The sequence below is a fragment of the Sphingomonas zeae genome, from assembly GCF_014197135.1.
GTDB classification, from domain to species: domain Bacteria; phylum Pseudomonadota; class Alphaproteobacteria; order Sphingomonadales; family Sphingomonadaceae; genus Sphingomonas; species Sphingomonas zeae.
The window spans coordinates 95,199-108,767 of sequence record NZ_JACIFA010000007.1 but is presented as its reverse complement, the minus strand read 5'-3'; the positions used below and the strand labels follow the sequence as shown (position 1 = coordinate 108,767).

Here is a 13,569-nt window from a genome sequence, read left to right as displayed (position 1 = left end):
GGTGGTCCTTATTCTATCGGTGGAATGGCGGGCGCTATGCGCGCTTGCACCAAATGATGCCAGTGTGATTACAGATCGGGATCAGGACAGCGGCGGCAGCGCCCAGTCGATCGGCGGCTGGCCGTGCTCGACCAGAAAGTCATTGGCGCGCGAAAAGGGCTTCGAGCCGAAAAAGCCGCCCCGCGCCGACAAAGGCGAGGGGTGGACCGAGGTCAGGACACAGTGCCGCCCCGCGCCCATCTCACGAACGAAGCCCGCCTTTTTCTGGGCATAGGCGCCCCACAGGATGAAGACCACCGGCTCGGGCCTGGCGGCCACGGCGCGGATCACGGCGTCGGTGAACCGCTCCCACCCGCGCCCCTGATGCGAGGCGGCCTGTCCCATCCGCACGGTCAGCACGGAGTTGAGCAAGAGCACCCCCTGCCGCGCCCAGTGATCGAGCAGGCCGTGGGAGGGCGGGGCGATGCCCAGATCACTCGCCATCTCCTTGTAGATATTGACCAGGCTGGGCGGCGGGCGGACGCCCGGCTGGACCGAGAAGGCCAGGCCATGCGCCTGCCCCTCGCCATGATAGGGGTCCTGCCCCAGGATCACGACCCGCACCTGGTCGAGCGGCGTCAGGTCGAGCGCGCGAAACCATTCGGACGGGCGAGGGAAGATGCGCTGGCCGCCCTCGCGCTCTTCGGCGAGGAAGGTCTTCAATGCCTTCATATAGGGCTCGTCGAATTCGGGCCGCAGCACCGACAGCCAGCTTTCGTGCAATCGAACGTCGCTCATCGAGATGTCTTGCCGTTCGCGGCGGATGCGCGCAACTGGCGACGCCGATGATCGTTATGCAGGCGATACGGTCGCTCTCCCGCGGCCGCCACTTAGGGAAAGGAACTGGATCATGCAGCGTTCCACGATTCTCCTGGCCGTAATGGCCGCCGCGCTGCCGCTGGCGGCGTGCGGGTCCTCGACTGAACCAGCCAATAACAGCGCCGCCGCTGCCACCAGCAATGGCACGGAAATGAGCGCCGATACGCTGGGCGCCAAGGTTCGTGCGCTGCCCGAGGGCCAGCGTCGCGGCGTCCTGTTCCGTGCGATCCGCGATGCGGGGCCGAACGGGTCGAGCTGCCAGTCGGTGACGGCCATGAAGGAGGCCGCGCCTACCAACGGCAATCCGACTTGGGATGCGGTGTGCGACGATAAAACCCAATGGACGATCGTGCTGACCGCAGACCAGTCGGCGAGCGTCACCGGCCCAGGCCCCGTAACCATCAAGAAGTGAACCGGACAGAGGCTCGACCGTCACCGCCGGTGATGGTCGAGCCTCGTCAGGGTTGCCGGATCGTCCTGCCCGTCGAAGAAGCGCTCGAGCCCCTGGCGAAACGGCGCGGGGTCATCCGCGACGGCGGCAAACAGGGTCAGCGACGATCGCAGCTTCATCGCGTCGATCGCGCCGAATACCGCCTCGGCCGAACCAGGCGCTGCCACGGCGGCGGCCACGACCTGATGCAGACGCGGCCCCAGCACCGGATGCGCCAGATAGGCCCGCGCTTCCTCGGCATCGGCGATCGCATAGAATATCGCGGTGGGGCTGCGGCCAAGCCCGGCGATCTGCGGGAATATGTACCACATCCAATGGCTTTGCTTCCGGCCCGCGCGCAATTCGGCGAGGGCGGTGGCGAAACTGTTCGCCTGGGCCTCGACAAAGCGGACCAGTGCGGCATCATGGGCAGGCGGGGATGTCATGAACGGGCAACCGGCCGCCCCCTCAAAGCGTTCCCGCCTATAAGAGATTCGTCAGGAGAGAGACATGCGCCGTTTCGCCATCCTTGCCCCCTTGGCTCTGCTCGCATTGTCGGCGTGCGGCGGTCGGGGTGAGGATACCGACTCGGATGTCGCACCCGGCAACTTCACCCCGCCGGGCACCGCGCGGCCGACCCCACTGCCGGGCGTGGCGCAGGTCAATCCGCTGACCGCCTATATCGGCCATTATCCCGGAGACGCGGTGGACGGGGTCAGCTTCTTCGACCGGACCGAGGTGGCGACCGCGCTGCACGATGCGGTCGGCGATCAGAAGCTGGTCCAGCGGATGATGTCGCGCGGCGCGGTGACGGTGCCGATCTTCCGCCAGGGCGAACAGGGGATCGCCGCGCATGGCTGCACCCCGCATGACTGCGCCGACAATAACTGGACGGTCGAGCTGGACTTGAAGACGTCCAAGGCGCGGGTCTGCTACCATGACCGCGAGACGATGGGCGACCGCAGCCACTGGTATATGGGCGGCGCGCCGGTGACCCAGCCGGGGGAATGCCCGCAGGCGTGACAATCCTCCCCGGCACGGGGAGGGGGACCACCGCGAAGCGGTGGTGGAGGGGGGATCGCCGCCAAGGGACGTCCTATGTGGTAAGCCCCCCTCCGTCAGGCCTTCGGCCTGCCACCTCCCCTTGCAGGGGAGGATCGAAACTCAGAACGTGTACGCCAGCCCCAGCGCGCTCAGCCACTGGCTGCGCGATCCGGCCTGCGATACGATGGGGCTGTCCCCGAAATCGTTCACCATCCGGCCATAGGTCAGGCCGCCGACGACCTTCCATCCCTTCAACAGGTTGCCGGTGATCGAATAGGTGGCGAGCCCGCCGACCGACCAGTCCTTCCACCCGGACCGGGCGTTGTAGACGGGCAGGCCGCTTGCTGCGCTCTGGTCCGGCGTGATCGAGAAATAGCGGCGGGCATAGCCACGGCCGACATGCTCGGCGGTGGCGAACAGGCCGACCGCCGCCTTGGTCGACAGCGGGGTGAAGTAATTGACCGAAGGCTGCCAGATGCCGCTGTCATGTACGCCGGTCACGTCATGGCGATAGCTGACCGAGACGGAGAGCCGGTCATAGGGGCTGGTGACGACGCCGATCTTGCCAATGCCGACATAGCCGCCCAGCTCGACCGCCGCGCCGATCTTGCCCAGCGCGCGGACGCGGGGATCATCGATCCCCGAGGTGGTCGTGCGGTCGAGATTGACGACGCCGATCGGCCCGGCCTGGATATCCCAGTCGCGATTGGCCTTGTCGCCGATCAGGTCGACCGACAGGCGGTTGCCGATATAGGTGATGGTATGCCCGTCGATATAGGCGAGCGCGGCGGGCGCGGGGCTGAACTGGTAATCCTTCGACCCCTCATAGGACGGCAGATAGGCCGCGCCCAAGCCGACGGTGACGGTGTTCTTGCCCAGCTGGCCCGCCATTTCGGTGGCGGCCGGATTGCTGGAGGACGAGGCGTCCTGCGCAAGGGCGGGCGCCGACAGGGACAGCACGCCCAGAGCGATCAGCGTAGCGGAGACGCGCGGAAATTGGCGCAAGACGGAAAACTCCCTGAATTCGGTTATCCGAAATGCAACGTTACGGTGACGATTTTGCTCCGGCAATTGTGTCAGAAGATGTACCGCATCCTGATCTGTTGTGTTTCGGCAACAGAATCGAGCGTGAACCGCGCCGCCGAAAAGCGCGGCGGGCCGAAACGGATCACCGGATTGCGCGAAAATCCGAAACCCTCGCGCGGGATGCCTGCCAGCGTGTCGAGCTTGGCGTTGTTGTTCTCATCATGGATGACGGCGGCGGCATAGGTGCCATGCGGCAGGCCATCCAGACCGATACTCCGCTGGCCGGCGGGGACCGACCGGGTCAGCGCGCGGGCATCGTCGACGCATTGCGGGAAGTTATCCGGGTCGGCGGTCAGGCACAGCCGGATCATCCCCTTGGCCGAGCGCAACTGGTCGATCCCGATGTCCAAACGGCTGACCGGCGCGGCGCTCACCAGCGGCAGGGCGGCCAGCATCAGCGCTAAGCCCCGCCACACGGCGCGCGGCCTGCGCATGGGCGCGTCCGAAATCGCCGAGTCCGTGGTCCGTCCCGCACAGTCGATCCCAGAACCGGAAATAGAGTCCATAATTGCACCCATATTGCTCATGATGCCGCTGATGATGACTGGCCGTGATGAGCCACCCCCCCAGGTGCCCCTGCCACAGGAATCGCGGAAAGATCTCCCAACCCATGTGGTTGGTCACGCCCATAACGGTCATGACGGTCAGCACCAAGCCGAGCGCGCCGATATGAATCGGAATCAGAAAGACGAGTAGCGGAATTACCACAGCGCCGGTCACCGCCTCGATCGGGTGGAAGGCCATCGCGGCCCAGGCGGTCGGCGGGCGGCTGGCATGATGGACGGCGTGCGCGGCCTTGAAGACGGCGGGCCGATGCATCCAGCGATGCGTCCAGTAGAACCAGGTATCGTGTGCGACCAGATAAAGCAGGACCGATACCGGCCAGTACCAGAGCGGATAGGCGTGGACGTCGGCGTAAATCCGTGTCCATCCGCGATTTTGCCAGCCCCAGGCGACGATGCCTGCCGGCACACCGTAAATGGCGGCGGAGGCGAGGCTCCAGCCGATCTCCCGCCGGATCTGCGGATCGAGCCCGGTATAGAGATTCGGATGCCGCGCCCTGGTCGCCAGCGCGAACGCCCCGGATGCGAGCAGATAGCGCACGCCGACGATCAGAGTCATGGCGATGGCGGACAGGATCAGGGCAAGCGTCACGGGGGTCTTGTACCCTATCGGGGGCGGGGCTTGAACCGCGAACGTCTTGGCTCCGGGCTTTTGTTTGAGCGAACGCTACCCGACGTCGGTGAGGCGGAGCGAAATCGAAACCTATGCCCCCCAAAAAGTTTCATTGCTCAAAAAAAGCGACATCAATGTCACCTATTAGATAGACCCCCTGTTAAACTATTAACTCAATGCATAGATGGGCCACATGATTGATCCGGTTTCCCCTTCAACGATGGGCTCTCTAAGTGACCATGAGACGCTTGAAGAAGCGAAGATCACCGTGAAGGAAAAGTGGCAGGGCGCGGTCAACGAAGGATCCGGCTTTGTCGCTGTCCCGATGTCGCTGCTACGGCTCCAGTCGAAGTATCAGCTAAATCCGACCGACATGCTGGTCCTGATCAACCTGCTTGCGCACTGGTGGGATCCTAAGAAGCCCGTATTTCCTCGCTCGACCACGATCGCCAAGCGGATGGGCGTCGACCTTCGCACCGTCCAGCGCGCCACTCACAAGATGGTGAAGGCAGGATTGATCGAACGTGACAAACTGACAGACGGCAAACGTGTGTTTGCGTTCGACAATCTCGCAAAACGTCTAGCGGCTGACATGCCTCTAGCCTTCGTGGCGCAAGCACAGGAGACTTTTGGATCATGATCAGCTGATGGCTTCCCGCCTCGATCTCGCCGCAGAAAACAACGCTACTCCTCCGAGTCGGCGATCGAAGGCTGCTGGCAAGACGGCCGGGGCGAAGTCAACATTTTCTGCTGGGCAGACTTGCTCAACGACCATTCATTGGGATGTCGCTGCTGTAGTTAGATGGGCACTCTTCGGAACTGCTGCAGTGGTGTTAGCAATAGCTACGCTAATCATCGCAATTCGCGGCGAAGAAAATTACCCTGCTGCCACCGCAATCAAAGCAATTGGTTCGGTAGGCCAGGACGTCGCCACCCATCGCACAATTCGGCAATAGCTTTTACATCATCGAACTGTTGCTCTGCGCGCCCATATGCCGGACGACCTCCATTGCATGACCATAGGCATCAGCTAGCCTCGTTCTTTTTTGGATAGCGTTAATCAAGGAGGAGTAAACTGAACGTTGATCGGGTCACTGAGGCTTGTCACCCCCGGTGAAAAACCAAAATGACCCGGTCGTGATAAACCCCCTCGACCGGCGCGGCGTAACCCAGCTTCTCCGCCAGTCGGATCGACGCGGCGTTACCCGGATCGATGATGCAGCATGTCCGGCTGATCCCCTGCGCCTCCGCCCAACCGAGTACCGCGCGCATCGCCTCGCCGGCATAGCCCTTGCCATGCGCCGCCGGGGACAGCGTCCACCCCACCTCCGGCACGGTCAGTTCGGGTACGATCGCGCGCCGCGATTCGAGCAGGCCGATGTCACCCAACACCTCGCCGGTCTCACGGTCGCACACGACCCAGGCACCATAGCCGAACACGCTCCACTGCCCGACCGAGCGGAGCAGCCGAATCCAAACCTCTTCCCGAGGTCGAGGCTTGCCGCCGATCATCCCATACACCGCCGGATCGGCCCACATGGCCGTCAGCGCGTCCAGATCGTCGGGCCGATGGCCACGCAGGGTCAGCCGGTCTGTGGTCAGGGTAGGGGCACTCATGCCCGGCAACTTAGCCTGCGTCGCGGATCACCGCCAGAAACGCCTCGCCATAAGCATCCAGCTTGCGCGCGCCGATGCCGGACAGTAGCGACAGCGCGGCCCGGCTGGCCGGGCGCTGCGCCGCCATGTCGCGCAAGACCGAGTCGTGGAAAATGACATAAGGCGGCACGCCCGCCTCCTGCGCCAGCTCGCGGCGCTTGGCGCGTAGCGCCTCGAACAGCGGATTGTCCGCCGGATTGGCGGCGGCGGGGGCCGCACGACGCCCTTTTCGCTCGCGCTTGGGCGGCAGGACCAGCGACAGCCGTGCCTCGCCCTTGATGAGCGCGCGGGCGGCGGGACCGAACTCCAGTCCGCCATGATGATTGGTGCGCAGCGCGTCGCGTAGCAACAGTGCGCGGTGGACGGGCTTGAGCAGCGCCACCTCTTCGCCCTCCACGATATTCCATACCGACAGCGCCTCATGCCCGTTCATCAGGCTGCGCTCGCTCGACTGGCCGGTCAGCACTTGTTCGATATAGCCCGCGCCGAACATCTGCCCGGTGCGGAACACGGCGGACAGGAATTTCTGCGCGGTGGTCGTCGCGTCGACCGCATCGGGTGATCCCAGGCAATTGTCGCAATTGCCGCAATCCTCAGGCAAATCCTCGCCGAAATGGCGCAGCAGAATGCGGCGGCGGCACCCGCCCGTCTCGACCAGCGCGCCCAGCGCCGACAGCCGCGCCCGCTCGCCAGCCTGCCGTTCGGGTTCGACCTCGGCCATGCGCTGGCGCGCGCGGGCGAAGTCGTCCGCGCCCCAGAACAGATGCGCGACCGACGGATCGCCGTCGCGCCCCGCGCGCCCCGTCTCCTGATAATAGGCCTCGATCGACTTGGGCAGCCCGGCATGGGCGACGAAGCGGACATCGGGTTTGTCGATGCCCATGCCGAAGGCGACGGTGGCGCAGATCACCATGTCCTCGCTCGCCACGAAATCGGCCTGGTTCTTCGCGCGCACCGCCGGATCGAGCCCGGCGTGATAGGCGCGCACCGGACGGCCGGTCCGCGCGAGCGCCTCGGCCAGTTTTTCGGTCGCCGCGCGCGTCTGGGCATAGACGATGCCGGGGCCGGGCGTCTCTGCGACCACCCGCGCGATCTGAAGGTTCACATTCGACTTGGGACTAATCGCGTAGCGGATATTGGGCCGATCGAAGCCCGAGACGATCATCCCCTCGGTGGGGATGCCCAGCTGTTTGGCGATATCGGCGCGGGTATGCGCGTCGGCGGTCGCGGTCAGCGCGAGCCGGGGCACCTCGGGAAAGGCGTCCATTAGCGGTTCGAGCAGCCGGTAATCGGGGCGGAAGTCATGCCCCCATTCGCTGACGCAGTGGGCTTCGTCGATCGCGAACAGGCTGAGTGGCGCGGAGGCGAGGAGTTCGCGGAAATGCCCCGAGGAGGCGCGTTCGGGCGCGACATAGAGCAGGTCGAGCTGTCCGTCGCGGAATCGCGCGACCGTTTCGGCCCGGTTCTGGTCGACGCTGGTCAGCGTGGCGGCACGGATGCCGACCGCCTCGGCCGCGCGCAACTGGTCGTGCATCAGCGCGATCAGCGGGCTGACCACGACGCAACAGCCGTCCATCATCACGGCGGGAAGCTGGTAGCAGAGCGACTTGCCAGCGCCGGTCGGCATGACGGCCAGAGTGCGCTGCCGGGCGAGCACGCGGTCTACCACCTGTTCCTGCACCCCGCGGAACTGGCTGTACCCGAAAACTTCGTGGAGCTTGGCAAGGGGGTCGGCGACCATCGGGGCTGCATGTAGCGAGCGCATGGGGGCGGGGAAAGGGCAGCGATCCGATTGTCGTGACGACCGGATAGCCGGTTCCCGATCGCTTTCCTGCGATCCCGCCCGGGAAACATCGGCGGTTTGCGGGGTTTCCACGCTCCGTCACCCCTGGTTTCCCAAGAGGAGGTTTTCATGAATACCGACACGATCAATGGCACGGCCACGGATTTCGGCGGCAAGGTCAAGGAAGGCCTGGGAGTCGCGATGAACGACAAGACCATGCAGGCCGAAGGCAAGGGCGAGCAGCTGAGCGGCAAGACCCAGAAGGTATTCGGCGACGCCAAGGACAGCGTCGATCAGGCGGTTCGCCCGCTGTTCGATCAGGCGCGTCAGTTCGTCCGCGATCGTCCCTTTGCCTCGGCGGCGCTGGGCGGCGTGCTGGGCCTGGCGCTCATCAACACGCTGCGCGGCAAGTAAGCCGTGAACATGGGCGGCAAGGGGGCGGCTTTTCCGTCCGCGCCGCCCATGGTCATTCGAGCCGCCCGATCGGCTAAGCGTGCCGTTCGATGACCGTCTGCCCATCGGCAATGCAGCGTATCGGGCATCTGAGGGTCGCAGCAGAAGGGGGCATCCACCCCGGGCTTCCCGCTGCGCCCGCCGAACGGCACGCCTTTCCGGCGTGAACCCTGGCGAACCGACCGCAACCCCGCTTGCCCCACCCGGCCCCATCGCCTAGCGGTTTTCCCATGAAGCGATTGGCCATCTACTGTGGGTCGGCGACCCCCTCCGACCCGCAATATATCGAGACGGCGCGCGACGTGGGGCGCGGCTTGGCGGAGCGGGGGATCGGCGTCGTCTATGGCGGCGGGCGACTGGGCCTGATGGGCGCGGTGGCCGATGCGGCGCTGGCGGCGGGCGGTGAGGTGATCGGCATCATCCCCCAGGCGCTGGTCGATGCCGAGGTCGCGCATCGTGGCCTGACCGAACTCCATGTCGTACCCGGGATGCACGAGCGCAAAAAGGCGTTCACCGATCTGTCCGACGGTTTCATCACCATCGCGGGCGGCACCGGCACGATGGACGAGTTGTGGGAAGCGCTGAGCTGGGCGCAACTCGGCTATCACGCCGATCCGGTCGGGCTGCTCAATACGGGCGGCTATTACGACCATCTCGTCGCCTTCTGGGACAAGATGGGCGAAGTCGGTTTCCTGCGGCCGCAGCACCGCGAGTTGCTGATCGTCGACAGCACGCTCGACGGGCTGCTCGACCGGATGGGTGCGCATGTGCCGACCCAACCCATTGTACGCATGAACGCGGACGACCTGTGAGCAGCGTCGCCGCTCCCACCGAGCGCGACGCGCTGGTGGCGGCGGCGCGGGCCTCGATCGCTAGGGGCTCTAAGAGTTTCGCGGCGGCCAGCCTGTTGTTCGATCCCGAAACGCGCGCGCGGGCCTGGCTGCTTTATGCCTGGTGCCGCCGCTGCGACGATATCGCCGACGGGCAGGATCATGGCCATGGCATGACCCCCGTCGCCGACGCGCCCGCGCGGCTGGCCGAGCTGACCGCCAAGACCGAGGCGGCGCTGGCGGGGCAGGTGGTCGGCGACCCGGCCTTCGATGCGCTGCGCGTCGTGGTGGCGGAGACGGGGATGCCGCATCGCTGGCCGCGCGATCTGATCGCCGGGTTCGCGCTGGACGCGCGGGACTGGCGGCCCGAGACCGAGGAGGATCTCTACCGTTATTGCTATCATGTCGCGGGCGTGGTCGGCTGCATGATGGCGGTGACCATGGGCGTCGCGCCCGATGACGAAGCGACCCTGGATCGGGCCTGCGATCTGGGCATGGCGTTTCAGCTTGCCAATATCGCGCGCGACATCGCCGAGGATGCGGGCGCGGGACGGCATTACCTGCCGCGCCAGTGGCTGGCGGAAAAGAGCATCGCGGCCGATGCGATCATGTCCCCCTCGCACCGGCCCGGCCTGAGCGCGCTGGCGCGGCGGCTGACCGAACGCGCGGCGATGTTCGAGGCGAGCGCGCGGATGGGCACGCCCGCCTTGTCCTATCGCTCGGCCTGGGCCGTGCTGTCGGCCGCGGCGATCTATGGCGCGATCGGGCGCAAGGTCGCCAAGCGGGGGCGCCGGGCCTGGGATAGCCGGGTTGGCACGGGCAAGCTGGAAAAGCTGGGCTTCATGACCCGCGCAAGCGTGCAGGCGGCGCGGCGTAACACGATGCGGATCGCACCACGCGACGCGGCGCTGTGGACGCGGCCGCGCTAAAGTCCTGGCCTACGCCCATGGGCCGCTCGGGCCGAACGGAGCGGCGATCGGGTCAGCCCCTGCTGGGCTTGCGCTCCGCCTTGGCCATCTGTGCGCCCATGCGGCGGCAGTCGGCGCCGATCACGGGATAGGGGACATCGGTATTGGCGGCGATCCGGTTGGCCAGGTCGGCCCGGCATTGCGCCATGGTCTGGTACCGGGCTGGCACGACCCGTGCCTCGGTGCAGTCGACGCTGGCGTCGCCGCAGCCCAATATTGCCATCACATAGAAAATCGGTTCCATCTAACCGCCTCCAGTTAAAGGTAAAACGTGGGTAAGCGGTGAGTGGTTCCGGGCTTCCGACGACCGCTGGTGGCTCCTCTTGCATTTGCGGCCATTGAAGTTGGCCGCGCCTGGTCCGACATGATGCCCACATGCCCCCACTCGACCCCACCGCCGGGACGGCCGACCGGCCGCTGATCCCGACGCTCCGCCGCTTCCTCCCTTATCTCTGGCCCGCCGGAGAGCCCGGCTTACGCGTGCGGATCGTGGCGGCGATGGCGCTCGTCATCCTGTCGAAGCTCGTCCAGGTGCTGGGCGCTGCCTATACCTTCAAATATGCGGTCGACCGGATGGCGGGTGGCGACCGGGGAGCAGTGACGCTCGTGATCCTGCTTGTCGTCGGCTATGCGGCCGCGCGGTTCGGCACGACGCTGTTCGACAATTTGCGCAATGCGGTGTTCGAGATGGTCGGGCAGGATGCGACCCGGCGGCTCTCGGCGGACGTGTTCCGCCATCTCCACCGCCTGTCGCTGCGTTTCCATCTGGAGCGGCGGACGGGCGCCGTCACCAAGGTCGTCGAGCGGGGGACCAAAAGCATTGACACGATGCTCTATTTCCTTCTTTTCAACATCGCGCCGACGGTACTGGAGCTGGCGCTGGTGCTGACCATCTTCGGACGCAGCTTCGGGCCGGTGCTGGTCGTCACGACGATCGCGATGGTCGTCCTTTACATCGGCTTCACCCGCAAGGTGACCGATTGGCGCAACGCCTTGCGCAACCAGATGAACGATCTGGATACCGGGGCGGTGGCCCATGCCGTCGACTCGCTGCTGAATTTCGAGACGGTCAAATATTTCAACGCCGAGGAGCGCGAGGCCAAGCGCTATGAGACCGGCGTCGCCGCCTATGCGCGGGCCGCCACCAAGTCGGAAAATTCGCTCGCCTGGCTGAACGTCGGGCAGGCTTTGATTACCAGCCTGATGCTGGGCTTCGCCATGGCCTGGGTGGTGCGCGAATGGAGCCGGGGGGCGGCGTCGGCGGGTGACGTGGTGCTGGTGTCGACCTTGCTGTCGCAGCTGTTCCGGCCGCTCGACCTGCTCGGCATGGTCTATCGCACCATTCGGCAGGGGGTGATCGACATGGGCGCGATGTTCGACCTGATCGACACGCCCGCCGAAGTGGTCGACACGCCGGGCGCGCCGCCGCTGGTGGTGACGGGCGGGCATGTCCGGTTCGACAATGTCGTCTTCGGCTATGATCCCGAACGCACCATATTGAAGGGGCTGACGCTCGATGTGCCCGCGGGCACGACCTGTGCGGTGGTGGGACCGTCGGGCGCGGGCAAATCGACGCTCGCGCGGCTGCTCTATCGCTTTTACGACGTGAATCAGGGCGCGATCACCATCGACGGCCAGCCGGTCTCGGTGGTCGCGCAGGACTCGCTTCGTGCCGCGATCGGGATCGTGCCGCAGGACACGGTGCTGTTCAACGAAACGATCGGCTACAATATCGCCTATGGCCGTGAGGGCGCAGGAGAGGACGATGTCGAGCGCGCGGCGAAGGGCGCGGCCATTGCCGACTTCATTGAGCGTCAGCCGCACGGCTACGCCACGCGGGTCGGCGAGCGGGGGCTGAAACTGTCGGGCGGCGAAAAGCAGCGAGTCGCCATCGCGCGGACCTTGCTCAAGAACCCGCCCATCCTGATCCTCGACGAGGCGACCAGCGCGCTCGACAGCCGGACCGAGGCGGATATCCTGGCCACGCTCCAGGCGATCGAGCGCGGTCGCACTACGCTGGTCATCGCGCATCGGCTGTCGACCGTGGTCCATGCCGACCAGATCGTCGTGCTGGACGGCGGCCGGGTGGCCGAACGCGGCACGCATGGCGAGTTGCTGGCCAAGGGTGGGCTTTATGCCGAGATGTGGGCAAGGCAGGCCGCCGAGGTCGAGCAGTTGGAGGAAGACGCGCTGCTGGCGTGAGCCTTTCCGGTAACGCCGTTGATCGCTGCGGGCACCATTCGGGCCGCTCCGCCCATCAAGCCAGACGGCGCATCATGCGCCAGCTTTTTGGCCGAAGCGGATTTTATCGTGTTGGGTGGTCTTGAATGAAATCCGCCACCGCCGTCACCACGCCGGGCGCGATCGGGAGGTTGGGATCGGCATAGGTCGCCAGGTTCGCGCCGCGGCTGTCGCCTTCCACCGTCTTCAACACATGACTGACCTTGGGCAGCAGCACCAAGGTCGCCTTGGGTTGACCGGCCTTCAGAGCCTGGGCGTCCTCGACCGTCACCTGCAGATCGGCCTCGCCCTGCACGATAAGCATCGGCCGGGTGACGGCGGCGGCTAGCCTGGCTGGGTTCTTGGCAAAGGCGTTGACGAGAAAGGGCTGGACCGCGTCGGCGAAGATCCTCGGCAGGGGCGGGGTCAGGCTGGCTGCCGGAATGGTGCGCCCCGCCGCCAGCGTGTCGATCACGCGGTCGGCATCGGCCAGGAAGGGCGCATTTGCGGGATTGGCGTGGAACTGTGCCCTCATCACCTCGCCCAGCGGCCGTCCGGGGGCGGAGACGGTGATGACGCCGCACAATGCCCTGGCGTCGGCGGCGGCGGTGGCCAGCGCGACCAGCGCGCCCTCGCTATGGCCCAGCACCCAGACGCAGGGCGCGCCCGTCTTCGCGCGGATCGCGGCGACCCAGGCGCGGACGTCCGTGACATAATCGTCGATCGTGACGCGATTGGCGTCGGGAATCGCGCCCGCGCTGGCGAACATGCCGCGCTTGTCGATGCGTACGCTGGCAATGCCCTTGGCCGCCAGTCCTTCGGCCAGCAGGCGCAGCGAGGCGGCCTTCAGCCCGTGCGGACTGTTGCCGTCCCGGTCGGTCGGCCCCGATCCGGGGATCATCAGAACCACCGGCACCTTTGCACTTTCCGGCCCGGTCCAGCTGCCTTTCAGCGGCCCCTGTGGGCCGGGGGCGGCGATGTCCCGGTCCGCGATCGGCATGGCGGCGGTGATCAGAGCGGCGAGCAGCGTGACGAACGGCATGACCTACCTCTGTTTGAAGACCA

General features: G+C 65.9%; 16 protein-coding genes. 7 read left to right on the top strand and 9 right to left on the bottom strand.

Going from position 1 to position 13,569, the window contains the following annotated elements:
• Positions 1-81: 81 nt before the first annotated feature.
• Positions 82-777 (bottom strand): uracil-DNA glycosylase, encoded by a 696-nt coding sequence (ung, locus tag GGR45_RS11750; RefSeq protein WP_175311933.1) that lies wholly within the window; start codon positions 775-777, stop codon positions 82-84.
• Positions 778-889: 112 nt separating this feature from the next.
• On the opposite strand from ung, the gene GGR45_RS11745 reads away from it, so the two are divergent.
• Positions 890-1,270: a hypothetical protein gene (locus GGR45_RS11745; RefSeq protein WP_175311934.1), complete on the top strand. Its 381-nt coding sequence runs from the start codon at positions 890-892 to the stop codon at positions 1,268-1,270.
• Positions 1,271-1,290: 20 nt separating this feature from the next.
• On the opposite strand, the gene GGR45_RS11740 is transcribed toward GGR45_RS11745, so the two are convergent.
• Positions 1,291-1,734 (bottom strand): DUF1810 domain-containing protein, encoded by a 444-nt coding sequence (locus tag GGR45_RS11740; RefSeq protein WP_175311935.1) that lies wholly within the window; start codon positions 1,732-1,734, stop codon positions 1,291-1,293.
• Between the two features lie 64 nt (positions 1,735-1,798).
• Here GGR45_RS11740 and GGR45_RS11735 point away from each other — a divergent pair, with 64 nt between their 5' ends.
• On the top strand, positions 1,799-2,311 hold the full coding sequence (locus GGR45_RS11735) for a hypothetical protein (protein WP_175311936.1): 513 nt from the start codon (positions 1,799-1,801) through the stop codon (positions 2,309-2,311).
• 141 nt (positions 2,312-2,452) lie between these two features.
• Here the strand turns inward: GGR45_RS11735 and GGR45_RS11730 are convergent, their stop codons facing one another.
• The 3 genes from GGR45_RS11730 to GGR45_RS11720 form a co-directional block, all read right to left on the bottom strand.
• On the bottom strand, positions 2,453-3,337 hold the full coding sequence (locus tag GGR45_RS11730) for a MipA/OmpV family protein (protein WP_175311937.1): 885 nt from the start codon (positions 3,335-3,337) through the stop codon (positions 2,453-2,455).
• Positions 3,338-3,408: 71 nt separating this feature from the next.
• On the bottom strand, positions 3,409-3,729 hold the full coding sequence (locus GGR45_RS11725; RefSeq protein ID WP_415640747.1) for a DUF2141 domain-containing protein: 321 nt from the start codon (positions 3,727-3,729) through the stop codon (positions 3,409-3,411).
• Positions 3,695-4,540: a sterol desaturase family protein gene (locus tag GGR45_RS11720; protein WP_217498010.1), complete on the bottom strand. Its 846-nt coding sequence runs from the start codon at positions 4,538-4,540 to the stop codon at positions 3,695-3,697. Before GGR45_RS11720 ends, GGR45_RS11725 begins: the two co-directional genes overlap by 35 nt.
• 247 nt (positions 4,541-4,787) lie before the next feature.
• Here GGR45_RS11720 and GGR45_RS11715 point away from each other — a divergent pair, with 247 nt between their 5' ends.
• Positions 4,788-5,234 carry a helix-turn-helix domain-containing protein gene (locus GGR45_RS11715; protein WP_175311939.1) on the top strand — a complete coding sequence of 149 codons (447 nt, stop codon included), beginning with the start codon at positions 4,788-4,790 and terminating at the stop codon, positions 5,232-5,234.
• 464 nt (positions 5,235-5,698) lie between these two features.
• On the opposite strand, the gene GGR45_RS11710 is transcribed toward GGR45_RS11715, so the two are convergent.
• Entirely contained in the window at positions 5,699-6,211 is a 513-nt protein-coding gene (locus tag GGR45_RS11710) for a GNAT family N-acetyltransferase (RefSeq protein WP_175311940.1), read from the bottom strand.
• Positions 6,212-6,221: 10 nt separating this feature from the next.
• The gene (recQ, locus tag GGR45_RS11705; protein ID WP_175311941.1) at positions 6,222-7,991 is read right to left on the bottom strand and encodes a DNA helicase RecQ; all 1,770 of its coding nucleotides are present in this window, start codon (positions 7,989-7,991) and stop codon (positions 6,222-6,224) included.
• Between the two features lie 171 nt (positions 7,992-8,162).
• Between recQ and GGR45_RS11700 the strand changes: the two genes are divergently transcribed.
• From GGR45_RS11700 to GGR45_RS11690, 3 genes are all read left to right on the top strand, one after another.
• Entirely contained in the window at positions 8,163-8,447 is a 285-nt protein-coding gene (locus GGR45_RS11700; RefSeq protein ID WP_175311942.1) for a CsbD family protein, read from the top strand.
• A gap of 269 nt (positions 8,448-8,716) precedes the next feature.
• Positions 8,717-9,298, top strand: a complete 582-nt coding sequence (locus GGR45_RS11695; RefSeq protein WP_175311943.1) for an LOG family protein — start codon at positions 8,717-8,719, stop codon at positions 9,296-9,298.
• Positions 9,295-10,245 carry a phytoene/squalene synthase family protein gene (locus tag GGR45_RS11690; protein ID WP_175311944.1) on the top strand — a complete coding sequence of 317 codons (951 nt, stop codon included), beginning with the start codon at positions 9,295-9,297 and terminating at the stop codon, positions 10,243-10,245. The genes GGR45_RS11695 and GGR45_RS11690 overlap by 4 nt, the downstream gene beginning before the upstream one ends.
• A gap of 52 nt (positions 10,246-10,297) precedes the next feature.
• Here GGR45_RS11690 and GGR45_RS11685 read toward each other — a convergent pair whose 3' ends face one another.
• Positions 10,298-10,528 (bottom strand): hypothetical protein, encoded by a 231-nt coding sequence (locus GGR45_RS11685; protein ID WP_175311945.1) that lies wholly within the window; start codon positions 10,526-10,528, stop codon positions 10,298-10,300.
• Positions 10,529-10,659: 131 nt separating this feature from the next.
• On the opposite strand from GGR45_RS11685, the gene GGR45_RS11680 reads away from it, so the two are divergent.
• On the top strand, positions 10,660-12,486 hold the full coding sequence (locus GGR45_RS11680; protein ID WP_175311946.1) for an ABCB family ABC transporter ATP-binding protein/permease: 1,827 nt from the start codon (positions 10,660-10,662) through the stop codon (positions 12,484-12,486).
• A 103-nt stretch (positions 12,487-12,589) separates the two neighbouring features.
• Here GGR45_RS11680 and GGR45_RS11675 read toward each other — a convergent pair whose 3' ends face one another.
• On the bottom strand, positions 12,590-13,546 hold the full coding sequence (locus GGR45_RS11675; RefSeq protein ID WP_217497993.1) for an alpha/beta hydrolase: 957 nt from the start codon (positions 13,544-13,546) through the stop codon (positions 12,590-12,592).
• Positions 13,547-13,569: the final 23 nt, after the last annotated feature.